This is a genomic window from Pseudomonas sp. NyZ201 (assembly GCF_049860765.1).
Classification (GTDB): domain Bacteria; phylum Pseudomonadota; class Gammaproteobacteria; order Pseudomonadales; family Pseudomonadaceae; genus Aquipseudomonas; species Aquipseudomonas bharatica.
In genome coordinates this window covers 3,116,692-3,132,478 of sequence record NZ_CP187557.1, presented here as the reverse complement: position 1 = coordinate 3,132,478, position 15,787 = coordinate 3,116,692, and the positions used below count along the sequence as shown (strand labels likewise).

General features: G+C 64.0%; 11 protein-coding genes and 2 pseudogenes. 7 read left to right on the top strand and 6 right to left on the bottom strand.

Annotated elements, in window-relative coordinates; genetic code table 11:
- Window positions 1-2: 2 nt before the first annotated feature.
- A complete protein-coding gene (locus ACPFMA_RS13925; protein WP_425930532.1) occupies window positions 3-3,242 on the top strand; it encodes a transporter substrate-binding domain-containing protein in 3,240 nt (1,079 codons plus the stop codon).
- A gap of 26 nt (window positions 3,243-3,268) precedes the next feature.
- On the opposite strand, the gene ACPFMA_RS13920 is transcribed toward ACPFMA_RS13925, so the two are convergent.
- Both ACPFMA_RS13920 and ACPFMA_RS13915 read right to left on the bottom strand, forming a co-directional pair.
- Complete coding sequence (locus tag ACPFMA_RS13920) at window positions 3,269-4,009, bottom strand: PDC sensor domain-containing protein (protein WP_064301264.1); 741 nt, start codon at window positions 4,007-4,009, stop codon at window positions 3,269-3,271.
- Between the two features lie 54 nt (window positions 4,010-4,063).
- Window positions 4,064-4,813: a FadR/GntR family transcriptional regulator gene (locus ACPFMA_RS13915; protein WP_009398404.1), complete on the bottom strand. Its 750-nt coding sequence runs from the start codon at window positions 4,811-4,813 to the stop codon at window positions 4,064-4,066.
- Window positions 4,814-5,040: 227 nt separating this feature from the next.
- Here ACPFMA_RS13915 and ACPFMA_RS13910 point away from each other — a divergent pair, with 227 nt between their 5' ends.
- From ACPFMA_RS13910 to ACPFMA_RS13890, 5 genes are all read left to right on the top strand, one after another.
- Window positions 5,041-6,465 (top strand): gamma-aminobutyraldehyde dehydrogenase, encoded by a 1,425-nt coding sequence (locus ACPFMA_RS13910; protein ID WP_064301266.1) that lies wholly within the window; start codon window positions 5,041-5,043, stop codon window positions 6,463-6,465.
- Between the two features lie 79 nt (window positions 6,466-6,544).
- On the top strand, window positions 6,545-7,150 hold the full coding sequence (locus ACPFMA_RS13905) for a dimethylamine monooxygenase subunit DmmA family protein (protein WP_425930531.1): 606 nt from the start codon (window positions 6,545-6,547) through the stop codon (window positions 7,148-7,150).
- Window positions 7,147-8,115, top strand: a complete 969-nt coding sequence (locus ACPFMA_RS13900) for a PDR/VanB family oxidoreductase (RefSeq protein ID WP_425930530.1) — start codon at window positions 7,147-7,149, stop codon at window positions 8,113-8,115. Before ACPFMA_RS13905 ends, ACPFMA_RS13900 begins: the two co-directional genes overlap by 4 nt.
- 16 nt (window positions 8,116-8,131) lie before the next feature.
- Complete coding sequence (locus ACPFMA_RS13895) at window positions 8,132-9,181, top strand: heme-dependent oxidative N-demethylase family protein (RefSeq protein ID WP_420056546.1); 1,050 nt, start codon at window positions 8,132-8,134, stop codon at window positions 9,179-9,181.
- A 61-nt stretch (window positions 9,182-9,242) separates the two neighbouring features.
- A complete protein-coding gene (locus tag ACPFMA_RS13890) occupies window positions 9,243-10,439 on the top strand; it encodes an MFS transporter (protein ID WP_425930529.1) in 1,197 nt (398 codons plus the stop codon).
- Between the two features lie 95 nt (window positions 10,440-10,534).
- Here ACPFMA_RS13890 and ACPFMA_RS13885 read toward each other — a convergent pair.
- The 3 genes and pseudogenes from ACPFMA_RS13885 to ACPFMA_RS13875 form a co-directional block, all read right to left on the bottom strand.
- Window positions 10,535-10,960, bottom strand: a pseudogene (locus ACPFMA_RS13885) (methyl-accepting chemotaxis protein); the annotation flags it as partial.
- 111 nt (window positions 10,961-11,071) lie between these two features.
- A pseudogene (locus tag ACPFMA_RS13880) lies at window positions 11,072-11,854 on the bottom strand (PAS domain-containing protein); the annotation flags it as partial.
- Window positions 11,855-11,945: 91 nt separating this feature from the next.
- Window positions 11,946-12,965, bottom strand: a complete 1,020-nt coding sequence (locus ACPFMA_RS13875) for a LacI family DNA-binding transcriptional regulator (protein WP_420056548.1) — start codon at window positions 12,963-12,965, stop codon at window positions 11,946-11,948.
- A 189-nt stretch (window positions 12,966-13,154) separates the two neighbouring features.
- On the opposite strand from ACPFMA_RS13875, the gene ACPFMA_RS13870 reads away from it, so the two are divergent.
- Window positions 13,155-14,512, top strand: a protein-coding gene (locus tag ACPFMA_RS13870; RefSeq protein ID WP_425928249.1) for an IS3 family transposase whose coding sequence is annotated in 2 segments (ribosomal slippage) — window positions 13,155-13,628 and window positions 13,631-14,512 — 1,356 coding nt in all. Because the reading frame shifts where the segments join, the coding sequence is not laid out codon by codon here.
- Window positions 14,513-14,580: 68 nt separating this feature from the next.
- Here ACPFMA_RS13870 and yiaY read toward each other — a convergent pair.
- Window positions 14,581-15,729 carry an L-threonine dehydrogenase gene (gene yiaY / locus ACPFMA_RS13865; protein WP_425930528.1) on the bottom strand — a complete coding sequence of 383 codons (1,149 nt, stop codon included), beginning with the start codon at window positions 15,727-15,729 and terminating at the stop codon, window positions 14,581-14,583.
- Between the last annotated feature and the right edge of the window lie 58 nt (window positions 15,730-15,787).

Genomic DNA, 15,787 nt, shown 5'->3' with positions numbered 1-15,787 from the left:
CGATGAACATCCTGCCACTGCTGGCCCTGACCTTGGGCCTGGTGCTGTCGCCGCCGCTGCCGGCGCAGGAGGCAGTGCCGCGGGAACTGCTCGGACGCTCCCTGAGCAGCAGTGCCCCGCCAACGCTCGGCGTTGCCGACCGGCAATGGCTGGAGCAGAGGAAGCAGCTACGCCTCGGTACCTCGGCACCGGACTATCCGCCCTTCGATATCAATGTCAGCCAGCACGACTACGAAGGCCTGACCGCCGACTACGCCGGCCTGCTCGGCGAGCAGTTGAAGGTTGACGTGGAGGTCCTGCACTACCCCAGCCGCAGTGCCGCGATCCGCGCCCTGGAGCGCGGCGAGATCGACCTGCTCGGCAGCGCCAACGGCTTCGAGGAAGCCAACAGCGAACTGCTGCTCAGCCAGCCCTACGCCGACGACCAGGCCATCGTCGCCACGCCGCTGGGCAAGCCGCGCAACCCCGCCGACAAGCTGGCCGGCGCGCGCCTGGCAATGGTCGATCATTACCTGCCGGTGGAGCGCATCCGCCAGGTCTATCCCGATGCCAGGCTGCAACTCTACGCCTCGAGCATGGCGGCATTGGCTGCCCTGACCCAGGGCGATGCCGACGCCTTCATCGGCGACGCCATCAGTTCCGACTACCTGATCGGCAACCATTATCGCGACAGCGTGCAGATCGCCTGGTACGTCAAGCCCCTGCGCTCGTCGTTCAGGTTCGCCCTGGAACACGACAACGTTACCCTGCTGCGGCTCATCGACCAGGCCCTGGCCAGTCTGTCGGAAAGCGACCGGATCAACGTCGCGCGTCGCTGGAGCAGCGGCCTCAACAGCCCGCTGCTCAACCGTGGGGTGCTGCAACTGCAACCTGGGGAACAGGACTGGATCCGCCGGCATCCGGACCTCAAGGTGGTGATCAACAAGTACTTCGCGCCCTTGACCTTCCTCGACGACAAGCAGCAGTTCCGCGGGATCACCGCCGATCTCCTGGAGCAGATCAGCCTGCGCACCGGGCTGCGCTTCCAGACCATCGAGGCCGCCAGCGTGGCGCAGATGATCCAGTTGGTAGAGAGCGGCCAGGCCGACCTGATCGGCGCCCTGCCCTATGGCGGCGAGCGTGCCCGCGGCCTGCAGTTCACCCGGCCGTACCTGACCACGCCGCGGGTCCTGGTGACCTCCATCCGCGCCGATGCCCCGGACACCGCCGAGGCCTTGCAGGGCAAGCGCCTGGCGCTGATCCGCGGCACGCCGTTCGCCGACACCCTGCGCCGCGAGCATCCCGCCATCGAACTGGTCGAAGTCGACGATCCGCTGGCCCTGATGGAATACGTGGCCCAGGGTCGCGCCGACGCGGCCATCAGTTCGCAGATCAACGCCGCCTATTTCATCAGCCGCCTGTTCAAGGATCGCCTGCGCATTGCCGCACTGCTGGACGACAGCCCGGCCACCGCGGCCTTCGCCACCGCCCGGGGCGACAATGAACTGCACGCCATCCTGGAAAAGACCCTGCTGAGCATCGAGCCGGACGAAATGACCCTGCTCGCCAACCGCTGGCGCACCAATGCGCTGGTCAGCGACAACCCTTGGCGCAACTATCGCGGGCTGGTCCTGCAGATTCTCCTGGCGGCCAGCCTGGCGATCGCCGCCGTGGTCCTGTGGAACCGCTACCTGCGGCGCCTGGTCGCCCAGCGCACCGCTGCCGAAGAAGCCTTGCAGCGCCAGTTGAAGATCAGCGAGGGCTTGCTCGTCGAACTGCGCCAGGCCAAGGAACAGGCCGACAGCGCCAACCATGCCAAGAGCACCTTCCTCGCCATCATGAGCCATGAAATCCGCACGCCGATGAATGCGGTGATCGGCCTGCTCGAGCTGGCCCTGAAGGACGCCGGGCAAGGGCGCATCGACCAGCCGTCGCTGCAGGTAGCCTTCGATTCGGCCAGTGCCCTGCTGGAGCTTATCGGCGACGTGCTGGATATCGCCCGCATCGAATCCGGGCACATGACCCTCGCCCCGGAGCCGACCGACCTGTGCGCACTGGTTCGTGCCACCGCGCGGGTGTTCGAGAGCAGTGCCCGTCTCAAGGGCCTGGAGCTGCGCCTCGACCTGCCGCCGGCAACGCGGCCGCTGGCGGTGGATCCGCTGCGCCTGCGCCAGGTCCTGGCGAATTTGATCAGCAATGCGCTGAAGTTCACCGAACGCGGCGAAGTGCGCGTCGGCCTGGAGCTGGAACCCCAGGCAAATGAAGCACGGGTCCGCCTGGTCGTGGAAGACAGCGGCATCGGCATCAGCGCGGCGGACCAGGCCCGTCTGTTCAGCCCTTTCGTCCAGGCGGGCGGGCAGCCTGCGGGCCAGGGCAGCGGCCTGGGCCTGGTGATCAGCCGCACCCTGTGCGAATTGATGGGCGGCGCCCTGCGCCTGTCCAGCGAGCCGGGGCACGGGACCCGGGCCGAGGTCTCGCTGCTGCTGCCGTTGGCCAGTGAGCGGGCAGTCGCGGCGCCGAAGACCACGCAAAGCCCGGCCAGCACCCTGTCGCTGAATATCCTGGTAGTGGATGACTACCCGGCCAACCTGATGCTGCTGGGCAAGCAACTGGACGTGCTAGGCCACCGGGTCAGCCAGGCGGACAACGGCGCCCAGGCCTTGCAGATGTGGCGGGAAGGCAACTTCGACGTACTGATTACCGACTGCAACATGCCGGGGATGGATGGACATCAACTGGCCCGCGCGGTGCGGACGGAAGAAAGCCCGGGACAGCGCTGCCTGATCCTGGGCCTGACGGCAAACGCCCAGGCCGAAGAGCGGGACCGCTGCCTGGCTTCGGGGATGGATGATTGCCTGTTCAAGCCGATCGGGCTGGGCGCGTTGCGCAGCCATCTGAGCGGGCTGGAGTCGGCGACGGCCGAGGATGACAGCGGCTTCGACCTGGACGAGCTGCGGCATCTGACGCAGAACGACCCGCAAATGATCCGCCGGCTGGTGGAACAGTTGGCGAAAAGCACCGAGCAGGACCTGGCTTCGCTGCGGGCCTTGGGGCCGCAGGCTCCGCTTGCCCAGGTGAAGGCCCTGGCGCACCGGATTCGCGGAGGCATGAAAATGCTCAAGGCAAGAGGGCTGGTGGAGCGCTGCGATGCACTGGAGCGCGGATGTGCCGAGGAAGTCGACGACGCGCGCTTGCAGGACTTGAAGCACGCCCTGGAAGGGAGCCTGGAGCGCTTGCTGACACGGCTGGAACGAAACGCCTGACGCTGCGCTCGCTACGCTGGAAGAATTCAGCGCAACCCTGGCAAGCGCACCAGCGACCAACCGGTCTCCGATTCCGACAAGGTCAGGCGAATCTCCCCCAGTTGCATGTCGTTGAGCAGGGTCGATACCAGGTCCCCGACCATCCAGTTCGCTGTATTCGAGGCGATCACCCGCCCCTCGGCGGATACCAGCACCGCCTCGTGATCCAGGCGCATAAGGCTTTTCACCAGGAGCCGCTCGACGTTATGCAGCGAAAGGTCGAGCCCCGCCACGCCAATGAAGCGGCCCTCGACATAAATCGGCATGGTGAAGGTCAGCACGTACATGTTGGTGCCGTAGAGGTCCACGTATGGCCCTTCCACCACGCTGCGCCCGGTGTCGCGCGGCTTGCTGTACCACGGCATGGCGTTGTAGTCGTAGTAATTCTCGCGGCGGCGGTCGAAGTTGGGACGCAATGGCAAGGTCTTGCCACCATCGGCCAGGTACCACCACTCCAGGTGCATCTCGCGGTCGGCCAGGCCATTGGGGGCCACGATCACGCCACCGCCACAGCCAAAGGCCCCGGTGGCGAACAGTTGCTTGTCGATGGCCGGGCGCAGCGACGCCAGGTCCCGGGCCACGGGCTGGCGACCTTCGGCCAGGACCCGCTGCCACAGGGTACGGGTTTCTTCGGCCAGTTCGCGCACCTGGCCGAAAATGGTGCCCAGGGTACTGTCCAGCTGCTGGGCGCAGGCCGAGAAGGACGCGTTATCGCTCGGGGCAAACATGGCATTACCTCACACAGGGTCCGGCAGTTCTGGTCATGGGGTGGGAAGAAGGAGTCAGTCCGGATCAGCCGCCAACAGTTCCAGGCGCAGGCTTATCAAACGCTTGATGCCTCGGGTGACGTGGGCTTCGGCCAAGGCACCGGCCAGCACCGGGTCACCCGCGACCAAGGCCTGGAGAATCGCCTGGTGTTCCTGTTCCACCAAGGTGATATCGCCGCCGCCAGCCGCCTCCATCCACAACAGTTCGCCGATTTCCGACTGCAGGCGCATTTCTGCGTGGGTCAAGCGCAGGGATTGGGCAGCCGCCGCTACCTCGATGTGAAAGCGTGCGTCGGCACGGTGCCGGGCCAGACGCGAGCCGGCCTGGCGCAGGGTTTCTATATGCTGGCCGATGCGCGCCTGCTGCTCTGGCGAACTGCGCCTGGCCGCCAGGCGCGCGGCCGTGCCGGAGATCGCCGTCTGCTCGTCGCCGAGGTCGCGCAGGTCGGGCCCGCTCATTTCACGCAGCCTTTGCAGAAGCAGCGCCTCGGGCAGTTCCACCGGGGCGCAGACGAAGCTGCCGCCATTGCGACCACGACGGGTTTCGATCAGGCCACGCTGGCGCAGCACCACCAAGGCCTCGCGCAGGGTCACCGTGGCCACGCCCAGCTGCAGGGCCAGTTCCGACTCGCTGGGCAATTGCTGGCCCTCGGCGAACAGGCCAAGTTCGATGGCCTCGACCAGACGCCGCGCCACTTCATCGGTGCGCCCCTCCTGGCGCAGGCGGATGAACGCGGTGTTGCGGGCACTATTCAGGGCAGTCATTGCCTCTCCCTTTCGAGCACCACCAAGGCACCCGGTTAAAAATTCGGTTTCGCATCTTATAGCGAAGCACAGCCCAGGTGTTAGCGCCTCGTTTCCTTGCGGCAAGGCAAAAAAGCACGGAGAGGCTAGGCAGCAAATTTAAGATATGGTTTTATATGTTTAAGCCTTGCACAGGCCATTGCTCCTGTGCGCCTGTATTCACCAATAACTCCAAGCAGGAATACGCAATGCAGACCCGACTCCTGATCAACGGCCAACTGGTCGATGGCCAAGGTGATCCCTACGCCGTGTACAACCCGTCCGAAGGTGCAGTGCTGGCAAACATTCCCGAGGCCAGCAGCGCCCAGGTGGACGCCGCCGTGCAAGCCGCCGACCAGGCGTTCGACGGCTGGGCGCAGACCCCGCCGAAAGACCGCGCCCACCTCCTCCTCAAGCTGGCGGACCTGATCGAGGCCAATGCCGAACACCTGGCCCGGCTGGAGTCGCTGAACTGTGGCAAGCCCTACCAGGCTGCGCTGAACGACGAGATCCCGGCCATCGCCGACGTGTTCCGCTATTTCGCCGGTGCCAGCCGTTGCCTGTCGGGCTCGGCGGGTGGCGAGTACCTGCCGGGTCATACGTCGATGATCCGCCGCGACCCGCTGGGCGTTATCGCCTCCATCGCGCCGTGGAACTACCCGCTGATGATGGTCGCCTGGAAGCTGGCACCCGCGCTGGCCGCTGGCAATACCGTGGTGCTCAAGCCTTCCGAACAGACCCCGCTGACCGCCCTGGCCCTGGCCGAGCTGATCGCCGGGCTGTTCCCGGCGGGCGTGGTCAATATTCTGTTCGGTCGCGGCCCTAGCGTAGGCGAACCGCTGGTCAATCATTCCAAGGTGCGCATGGTGTCCCTCACCGGCTCGGTCGCCACCGGCGCGCGGATCATTGCCAGCACCGCCGGCAGCGTCAAACGTACCCATATGGAGCTGGGCGGCAAGGCCCCGGTGCTGATCTTCGACGACGCCGATATCGATGCGGCGGTCGAGGGCATCCGCGCCTTCGCGTTCTACAACGCCGGCCAGGACTGCACCGCAGCCTGCCGCCTGTATGTACAGCGCGGTGTCTACGAGCGCTTCGTCAATCAGCTGGGCGAGGCCGTCGCCAGCCTGCGCATGGGCCTGCAGGACGATCCGGAAACCGAACTCGGCCCATTGATCACCCGCGATCATCTGCAGCGCGTGGAGGGCTTCGTCACGCGGGCCAAGGCGCAGCCGCATATCCGCGTAATCACTGGTGGCAACCGGGTCGATGGCCCGGGCTTCTTCTTCGAACCGACCGTGCTGGCAGATGCCCGGCAGGACGACGAGATCGTCCAGCGCGAGGTGTTCGGCCCGGTCGTCAGCATTACCCCGTTCGACGACGAAGCACAGGCCCTGGCCTGGGCCAACGACTCCGACTACGGCCTGGCCTCCTCGGTGTGGACCCGGGACATCGGTCGGGCTACCCGCCTTTCGGCGCGCCTGCAATATGGCTGCACCTGGGTCAACACCCATTTCATGCTGGTCAGCGAAATGCCCCATGGCGGCATGAAGCAGTCCGGCTATGGCAAGGACATGTCCATGTATGGCCTGGAGGACTACACCTGCGTGCGCCACGTCATGTTCAAGCACTGATCACCGATGAAAACGCCGATTGTGGCGGCCGACACAAAACATATAACACCATAGGCAATATGGCATAAGAGGACTCTCCATGCTAATCACCGGCATCAAAAGCCGCCCGGTCTACGACCGGCTGCACCCCATGGCAGGTGGCCTGCGCCATCTGATTGCGGGCCAGGGCAGCGGCGGCGCGGCCATGCTGCGCCTGATCGGCGACATGTCCAACGAACAGCGCGGCAACAGCACCCTGCTCTATTCCGTCGAATCCTTCTCCGGCCATAACCACCTGCAGGCCTTGCAGCAGACCGAGGTCGCCGGGCTGGAGGTATTCGCCAGCAACCAGGAACTGATCGATGCCCTGCGCGAGCGGCTCGGCGATGCACGCATGGGCACACGACTGTACCTCAGCGGCTCGGAAAGCTTCATCGGTACGGCCATGCAGGCGGCCAACGCCGTGGACCTTAATCGCGACGAAGTGCTGCGCGAACACAGCGGCACCCTGGTCCGCCGGGTCTGGTGCGCGCATTGCGACACCTACACCGAGAACGTCACCCAGCGCGTCTTCGTCTGTCCGGGCTGCCAGTTGCACCTGGTGGTGCGCGATCACTATTCCCGTCGTCTGGCCGCCTTCCAGGGCATCAAGGCCGACGGCGAAGTCCCGGGCGAATTGCCCGCCGCCGAGGAGCTCGATACATGAACACCCATAACGGCACCCTGAGCGTGCGCGTCGCCCGCATCGAGGCGATGACTCCGGAAATCACCCGCTTCACCCTGGTCGACCCGGATGGCAAGCACCTGCCGGCCTTCTCCGGCGGCAGCCATGTGGTGGTGATCCTCGAGGACGGCGACAAGACCCACCGCAACGCCTACTCGTTGATGAGCTCGCCCTACGACTCCAGCGCCTACCAGATTGCCGTACGCCGCGTCGCCGATGGCCGTGGTGGCTCGCGCTACCTGCACGAGCGGGTCGCTGAAGGCGATCTGCTGCAGATCCTGCAACCGGCCAACCTGTTCCCGCTGGCCAAGCACGGCCGCCAGCACCTGTTCATCGCCGGCGGCGTAGGCATCACCCCGGTCTACTCGCAACTGGAAGAGCTGGAATTGAAAAAGGCCAGCTTCGAATTGCACCTGGCCGTGCGCGGCCCCGGGCACATCGCCCTTGGGCGCGAGTTGCAGGAGCGCTACGGCACCCGCGTGCACCTCTATGTACAGGGCGAGGATGAACGCATGGACATCCCGCGCATCCTCTTTGGCCGCCCCCTTGGCAGCCATGTGTATGTGTGCGGCCCGGACAGCATGATCGACGACACCATCGAAGGCGCCCGCGCCCTTGGCTGGACCGACAGCCATATCCACTACGAGCGCTTCGTCGAGCAAGGCTCCAGTGGCCAGCCGTTCAGCGTCACCCTGGCGCGCCAGGGCGTGACCCTCGAGGTGCCGGCCGAGCAATCGCTGCTCGAAGCCGCCGAGCAGGCCGGCTACAAGGTGCCCTACCTGTGCCGCGGCGGCGCCTGTGGCTACTGCGAAACCGAAGTACTGGAAGTGGACGGTGAACTGGACCACCGCGATGACTGGCTCAGCGAGGAAGACAAGCTGGGCAAGCGCAAATTCATGCCATGCGTATCCCGCGCCAATTGCACACGCCTGGTCGTGGACCTCTGAGACAGGACAACAACAAATGACCGTATTCAAGCCGATCGAAAGCTACGCCGACCTCGATGCCAGGGGCTTCACCTACCGCAACAGCCGCGAAGCGGTGCTGCGCCTGCCCTTTCCCTATCCGGAAGACCAGTACATGTACTCGATGAACGTCGAGCCCCATGTGCCCTTCGGCGAGGGCGCGCTGCGCGCCCAGTTCGATATCGACGAACACTACATCTCCGAGTGCCATCACCGCGCGCAGATCCTTGAAAGCCAGCCGGGTGTGCATTACGCCGCCCTGCCGCACATGATGGAAGCCCAGTGGGACCTGCTCGAACTGCTGATGGAATCGTATTCCCGCGATTATCCGGAGCATTTCAGCCTGGAAAAGAAAGGCAGCCAGTGGCGCTGGATCAACCGTCCGCTGGGCCTGGACGACAGCTTCATCTTCGGCGATGCCAGCACCCTGCCAATGGAACCGATGGAATACATCACCCGCCAGGCACAGGGCGAATTCATTCTTCTCGAAGAGCGCGACGACACCCTGGTGATGGGCGCCGGCATGGCCACCCAGCGCGCCGACTACTCGCTGCGCTTCAACCTCGGCATGAGCTTCATGGAGTTCCATGGCCCGGTGCCGAAGCTGCATGAAATGGGCATCCTCCAGCGTGCGCTGAAATTCCTCCTGCGCCTGCGTCCGGGGCACCCGGTGCGGCGCACCAACTGGTCCATCACGGTCAACCCGCGCCTGGAAACCTCTGCCGAAACCCTGCCCGACTGGGCACCGGACCGCACCACGGTGACTGCGCAAAACGCCGGCGAATTGGTCAACCTGCGCATCGAACTGCAACCGCTGCACCGTTTGCCGCGCAGCAACGCCGTGCTGTTCCCGGTACGCACCTACCTGGTCAGCCTGCAACAGCTGGCCGACTTTGCCCCGCAATGGGCCAAGCGCATGCACCGGGTAATCCGCGACCTGGACCAGGAACTGGTGGACTACAAGGGCTTTACCCGCTACCGGGATGCCATGGTGACCTGGCTGTCGCAATACGACGACGGCACGCCAGTCGACGAAAGTCAGCAATGAAAAAAACCCAAGCGCGCCGATAATGGCGCGCTTTTTTGCGTGCAAATCCGGGAAAACCACAATGAAAACAATACGCAACTTCCTGCCCGAGAGCTGGAGCCTGGTGTTCTCCGCCGCCGCGTCGGCCTACGGTGTCGGCCTGCTCGGCCTGTGGGCCCTGCCGTTCCTGATCAGCGCGATCATCCACGACCTGCAACTCAACGAGGCCCAGGCGGGGCTGCTGATGTCGGCGGAGTTCGGCTTCACCATGCTGGCCTCCTTGCTGGTGGCACCGTTCATGGGCCGCGCCCCCCGGCGTACCCTGGCGATCGCCGGCACCCTGCTGGCAATCGTGGCCAACCTGGTCAGCGCCCATATTGTCGACCTCTACACCCTGGCAGCGGTGCGCTGCGTTGCCGGAGTCGGCGCCGGCCTGGCCCTGGCCTGCGGCAACGCGGCGGTATCCAGTGCGAAACAGCCGGATCGCATCGCCGGGCACATGAACGTGTTGTCGGTATTGCTGATGATCGTGGTGATGCTCGGCTACGCCAAGGTCATGGCGGCGTTCGGCCTGCCCGGGCTGTACTACGCAATGGCCGCGACCATGGCGGTGATGCTGCTGGCGATCCCGTTCATGGCGCAGCGTGCAACCCTGGCCGAAACCGTGGTGGTCAGCCGCACAGGCCAGGGCAATGTCCTGCTCAGCCTGCCGGCGGTGTGCATGATGCTGGCGATGTTCGTGTTCCAGGCACGGGACACCATGGGCTGGGCGTTCGTCGAGCGCATCGGCACCATGGTCGGCTACAGCGGTGACGAACTGGGCGTGCTGCTTTCGGTGCAATCGGTGGTCGGACTGGTCGGCCCCTTGCTGGCCGCGATGATCGGCAAGCGCTTCGGCATGAGCACACCGGTGATCCTCGCCGTGTTGCTGACGGGGGCTACCAGCCTCAGCTACGTCCTGGGCGAGCATTCGAAAACGATGTATACCGCCGGGGTCATGACCATCTGCATCACCTACTTCTATGCCCTGAGCTACCTCACCGGGCTGGCGGCGGAGCTGGATCGCGAAGGCCGGGTAGTGGCGGCGGCGGGAAGCTTCCTGAGCCTGGGCCTGGCAGTAGGGCCGGCGATTTCCGGCGGGCTGATTTCACTGGGGGGCTTTGGCCTGGCGGCCTGGGGGATCGCCGTGACGGTGGTGCTGACCCTGGCACTGGTCAGCGTACCCCTGGCGCGGATTCGCAAGGAGCATGTGGTGGCGCAGCTGGCGGCTGCGGTCTGAAAACCCTGTTGTGGGGCTGAGGGCCTCATCGCTGGCAAGCCAGCTCCCACAGAACCCCTGTGGGAGCTGGCTTGCCAGCGATGAGGCCCTGAAGGCTAGTGCAGTTGCAGCGTCGAATTGATCTGGCTGATGGCATCCACCACATGCCGCGACCCTTGCTGGATCTCCAGGATCACCTCGCCCGCTTCATTCGCAAGATCCACCCCCTGCCCCGTTCGACTCAGGCTGGACTGCATGCTGGCCACTGCCTTGAGCGACAGGTCGTGGTTCTGCCGCACCACCTCGACGATCTCTACCGTGGCCTTGCTGGTGCGCGCCGCAAGGTTGCGCACTTCCTCGGCCACCACGGCAAACCCGCGGCCGTGCTCGCCGGCCCGCGCGGCTTCGATGGCCGCGTTCAGGGCCAGCAGGTTGGTCTGGTCGGCGATCCCGCGGATGGTCAGGACGATCTGCCCGATCAGTTCCGACTGGCGATTCACTGCATCGATGCTGCGCGCCGCTTCATTGAGGTCATGGGAAATCTCTTCGATCACATGCACGGTCTGCTGCACGACCTCCGATCCCTTGCGCGCGCAGGCGTCGTTCTGCACCGAGGTAGCGTGGGCCGCCTCGGCGGCCGATTGCTGGGTGCAGACCTGATGGGTGATATCGCTGGCGAACTTGACCACCTTGTACAACCGTCCCTTGGTATCGAAGATCGGGTTGTACGAAGCTTCCAGGTAGACCATCTGCCCCAGTTTGTTGATCCGCTCGAAGCGGTGCGAGTGGTACTCGCCACGATTGAGCGAGGCCCAGAAGGCCTTGTACTGGGCCGACTCGCTTTCGCTTTTGTGGCAGAACAGGCTGTGGTGCTGGCCCACGATCTCGTCGAGGCGGTAGTGCATGGTGCGCAGGAAGTTGTCGTTGGCCTTGATCACCCGACCTTCCGGGGTGAACTCGATCACCGCCATCGAGCGGCCAATGGCCTCGAGCAGGCAGTCCGCCTCGTGCTCGTGCACCACCCGCTCGGTAATATCACTGGCCACCTTGATGATGCTGGTGACCACGCCATTGCTGCCGAACACCGGCATGTAGCTGGCCTCCAGCCACAGTTCCTGGCGCTTGCGATCGAGCCGCAGGAAGGTACCGCTACGTGCCTGGCCCTGGGCCAGGTCGCGCCACAACTGGCGGTACTCTTCGGTCTTGGTGTAGGCCTCCTCGCAGAAAATCCGGTGATGCTGGCCGCGGATTTCCTCGAGGCTGTAACCCATGGCGTTGCAAAAATGCTCGTTTGCGTCGAGTACTACTCCATCGGGGCTGAACTCGATCATGGCCATGGAACGGCTGATCGCTGCCAGTTTTGCGTTGGCTTCGGCCAACGCCCGATTACACCGCTCGATTTCTGCCAGATCCGATTTGCGATGGGAGTCGAACATGTCACGCACACTCCATTGGCGGAATTGTGCTCAGCATAGATGGGCGCAAGCGCCGTGCAAGCGCTTGGCCATCACCATTTATCGGCAGTTTTCAGCTGCTTTCGCGGATCATCAAGGCAAAACCCAGGTCCCGGATCGGATTTTGCCCGATTCTGCCGTCGAGCAGATCGAGCAAGGCCTGGGCCGCGTGCCGGCCGACAGCGGCCAGCGGCGTGCGGATCGACGTCAGGCGCGGGACCATATGGGCCGAGGCCGGCAGGTCGTTGAACCCGACCATCGCCACCTGTTCCGGGACGCGAATGCCCTGGCGCTGGGCCTGGAAGATCGCACCGTGGGCGAGGTCGTCGTTGCAGAAGAAGATCCCGTCGATATCGCCATGGCGGGCCAGCAACTGGCCGAACAGCTCGCCACCCAGGCCGATCGACGATGGCTGCGGGACCAGCAGTTCCAGTGCCGGGTCGTACAGCCCGGCTTCGCCCAGGGCCTGGCGGAAGCCTTCGGCGCGTTGCAGGACGCGGGCATCCAGTTGCGCAGCGATAAAACCGAGACGGCGGCGCCCGCGTTCGAGCAGGTGACGCGCGACGGCGCGCCCGGCTTCATGCTGGGAAAAGCCCACCGAGACCACACCCTCCTCGCCTCCCAGTTCCATCATGTGCACGCAGGGTACGCGGCTGGCGGCGAGCATGCGCCGCGCCGCCTCGCTGCGCTCGAAGCCGGTCAGCAGCAGGCCGCGAGGTTGGTGGGCAAGGTAGTTGCGCAGCAGGTTTTCCTCCACGGCGGCGTCGTAGTGGAAGTTGCCGATCATCACTTCCAGCCCGCGTGGGCGCAGGACATCGTGGATCGCGTCGAGGGTCTCGACGAACAGCTGGTTGGACAACGACGGGATCAACACCGCCACCGACTGGCTCTGCGCCGAGGCCAGGGCGCGGGCGGCAGGGTTGGCGACATAGCCGAGCTGGGCCGCGGCGGCGCGGACCTTCTCCACCAGCTCCGGCGCTACCGTGGCCACCCCGCGCAGGGCCCGGGACACGGTGATCGGCGACACCCCGCAAAGCCGGGCGACTTCGGCCAAGGTGGGACGACCTGTGGTGCGGGAGGTGCTGCGGGACATGACGGCTCGGCGAAATAGCGGGGAAAGCCGGCAAGGTTAGTGGTGCAGCCTGTGGCTGGCAAGGCAATGTACCTGGGGTGTTGCTGAGGACCTCATCGCTGGCAAGCCAGCTCCCACAGGTTTCGCGGTGCACGCGCACATTGGACTGCCCCCAAGAAGTTGGAGACTAATCCAACCCTTGGGGGAGTTATGAGTAAGTACACCGAGCAGTTCAAGCTCACAGCCATCACTGCCTACCTGGAGGGCACCGATGGTTTCCGAAAGGTAGCCCAGCATTTCGGTATCGATTTCAGCCTGCTGAGGCGCTGGGTGGCGAGCTATAAAGCCCGTTCCACTATCAGTCCCATACCTCACGGTCAGCGCTACGACATCGATTTCAAGCGCAGGGTCGTGCAGTACATGCGCGAGCATCGGCTTTCCCTGCGTCAAACGGCAGCTCACTTCGGCTTGGGACAGTCCTCCCGGGTAGGCATTTGGGAGCACCAGTACTACAGTGGCAACCTTGCCACCTCTACTGCCACTCAACGAAAAAAGTCTGCCGACGTGTCCAAGAAGATCAAGCCACTCAAACCCACTGACACTGACGACGCGCTGAAGCCGCGAGATCAGCTCATGGCAGAACTCGAGTATCTGCGCATGGAGAACGCTGTCCTAAAGGAGCTGAAGGCTTTGAGAGAGGAGAAGGAACGAAGGCAAGAGAAAAAACGCTGATCGTCTCCAGACTCCGAACCCGATTCCCGCTGTCAGCGTTGTTGGCCCTGGTCGAGTTGTCGAACAGCACCTTCTACTACCAGCTCAAAAGCCTTCAAAAGCCGGATAAACACGCCGATCTGAAAGAGCTGGTGGGTCAGGTCTATCACAAGGAAAAAGGGCTCTATGGGTATCGGCGTGTGACGCTTGCGATCAAGAATCAAGGCATCCTGGTGAACAAGAAGGTTGTGGAGCGGCTGATGGCCGACCAAGGTTTGCGGGCGGTCGTGCGGCCTAAAAAGTATCGGTCCTATCGAGGAGAAATAGGCAGGATTGCCGAGAATCTGCTGGAGCGAAACTTCATTGCCCAGCGGCCCAATCAGAAGTGGGTAACTGACGTAACGGAGTTTAAAGTGGCTCAGCAAAAGCTCTATCTCTCACCAGTGATGGACTTGTACAACAGTGAGATCGTGGCCTACGAGATCGCTCGCCGCCCAAGCTATGAGCTGGTGGGGAACATGCTGGAAAAAGCCCTGAGTAGCTTGGGAAAGGAGCCGAAGCTGGTCATCCACTCTGATCAGGGATGGCATTATCAGCAGCGCCAATACCGCGAAAAACTTGAGCAGCGTGGGGTAAAGCAGAGCATGTCGCGCAAAGGAAATTGCCTGGATAACGCCGCTATGGAAAGCTTCTTCGGCACGCTCAAGTCTGAGTTTTTCTATTTGAAGCGGTTTGAGAGCATCGAAGAGCTGACCACCGGTCTGGACGAGTACATCCGCTACTACAACCATGACCGCATCAAGCTGAGGTTAAACGGCCTAAGCCCTGTCGATTACAGGGCTCAAGCTGCTAGCTAAAACTGTCCAACTTTTCGGGGGCAGTCCACATTGTGGGAGCCGGCGTTGCCGGCGATGAGGCCCTCCGATCAGAACGCCGCCTTGAACACCGCCTCGATCTCCGCCTGGCTCGCCGGCCGCGGATTGGTCAGGCCGCAGGCATCCTTCAGCGCATTGCTCGCCAGGATCGGCACATCCTCGACCTTGGCCCCGAGCACAGCCAGTCCCGGTGGAATATCGATGTCCCGGCTCAATTGCTCGATCGCCGCGATGGCCGCCGCCGCGCCCTGCTCCGCATTCAGTTCAGCGACCTCCACGCCCAGCGCCGCGGCCACATCCCGCAGGCGCGCCGCCGAAACCTTGGCATTGAAGCGCTGCACATGGGGCAGCAACACCGCGTTGCACACGCCATGGGGCAAGTCGTAGAAACCACCCAACTGGTGCGCCATGGCGTGCACATAGCCGAGCGAGGCATTGTTGAAGGCCATGCCCGCAAGAAACTGGGCGTAGGCCATGGCTTCCCGTGCCGGCAGGTCCTGGCCGTTCGCCACCGCCTGGCGCAGGTTGCCGCTGATCAGCTCGATGGCTTTCAACGCACAGGCATCGGTGATGGGCGTGGCGGCGGTCGAGACATAGGCCTCCACTGCGTGGGTAAGGGCGTCCATGCCCGTCGCGGCCGTCAGGGCCTTGGGCATGGCGACCATCAACGCCGGGTCGTTGACCGAGAGGATCGGCGTGACATTGCGGTCGACGATGGCCATTTTCACGTGCCGCGCTTCGTCGGTGATGATGCAGAAGCGGGTCATCTCGCTGGCCGTCCCGGCCGTAGTGTTGATCGCCACCAACGGCAGTTGCGGTTTGGCCGAGCGATCGACGCCCTCATAGTCGGCAATCCTGCCGCCATTGGTGGCGCACAGGGCAATGCCCTTGGCGCAGTCATGGGGCGACCCACCGCCCAGGGAGATGACGAAATCGCATTTTTCCCGCTGCAGCAGCGCCAGGCCCTGCTCCACGTTGGCGATACTCGGGTTGGGCTTGGCGCCGTCGAACACCCGCGAATCGATATCGCGCACCGCCAGTTGCTCGGCGATCCGCTGCGCGACACCGGCCTTGGCAAGACCGGCGTCGGTGACGATCAGCGCCTTGCGAAAGCCGTAGCCGACGATTGCCGTCATCGCCTCGTCAAGGCAGCCGATGCCCATGATATTCACGGCCGGAATGAAAAACGTGCTGCTCATGGCTAATCCCTCAGTGGCTCTATCTCGATGCTTTCAGCATCCGCCTGGAATGAGCGGC

Bases quoted from the DNA above. Each gene is read 5' to 3' on its own strand.
- ACPFMA_RS13915 (WP_009398404.1), bottom strand. From the start codon at position 4,813: ATGACTGCCCTGAATAGTGCCCGCAACACCGCGTTCATCCGCCTGCGC.
- yiaY (WP_425930528.1), bottom strand. From the start codon at position 15,729: ATGAGCAGCACGTTTTTCATTCCGGCCGTGAATATCATGGGCATCGGC.
- ACPFMA_RS13875 (WP_420056548.1), bottom strand. From the start codon at position 12,965: ATGTCCCGCAGCACCTCCCGCACCACAGGTCGTCCCACCTTGGCCGAA.
- ACPFMA_RS13905 (WP_425930531.1), top strand. From the start codon at position 6,545: ATGCTAATCACCGGCATCAAAAGCCGCCCGGTCTACGACCGGCTGCAC.
- ACPFMA_RS13925 (WP_425930532.1), top strand. From the start codon at position 3: ATGAACATCCTGCCACTGCTGGCCCTGACCTTGGGCCTGGTGCTGTCG.
- ACPFMA_RS13895 (WP_420056546.1), top strand. From the start codon at position 8,132: ATGACCGTATTCAAGCCGATCGAAAGCTACGCCGACCTCGATGCCAGG.
- ACPFMA_RS13890 (WP_425930529.1), top strand. From the start codon at position 9,243: ATGAAAACAATACGCAACTTCCTGCCCGAGAGCTGGAGCCTGGTGTTC.
- ACPFMA_RS13900 (WP_425930530.1), top strand. From the start codon at position 7,147: ATGAACACCCATAACGGCACCCTGAGCGTGCGCGTCGCCCGCATCGAG.
- ACPFMA_RS13910 (WP_064301266.1), top strand. From the start codon at position 5,041: ATGCAGACCCGACTCCTGATCAACGGCCAACTGGTCGATGGCCAAGGT.
- ACPFMA_RS13920 (WP_064301264.1), bottom strand. From the start codon at position 4,009: ATGTTTGCCCCGAGCGATAACGCGTCCTTCTCGGCCTGCGCCCAGCAG.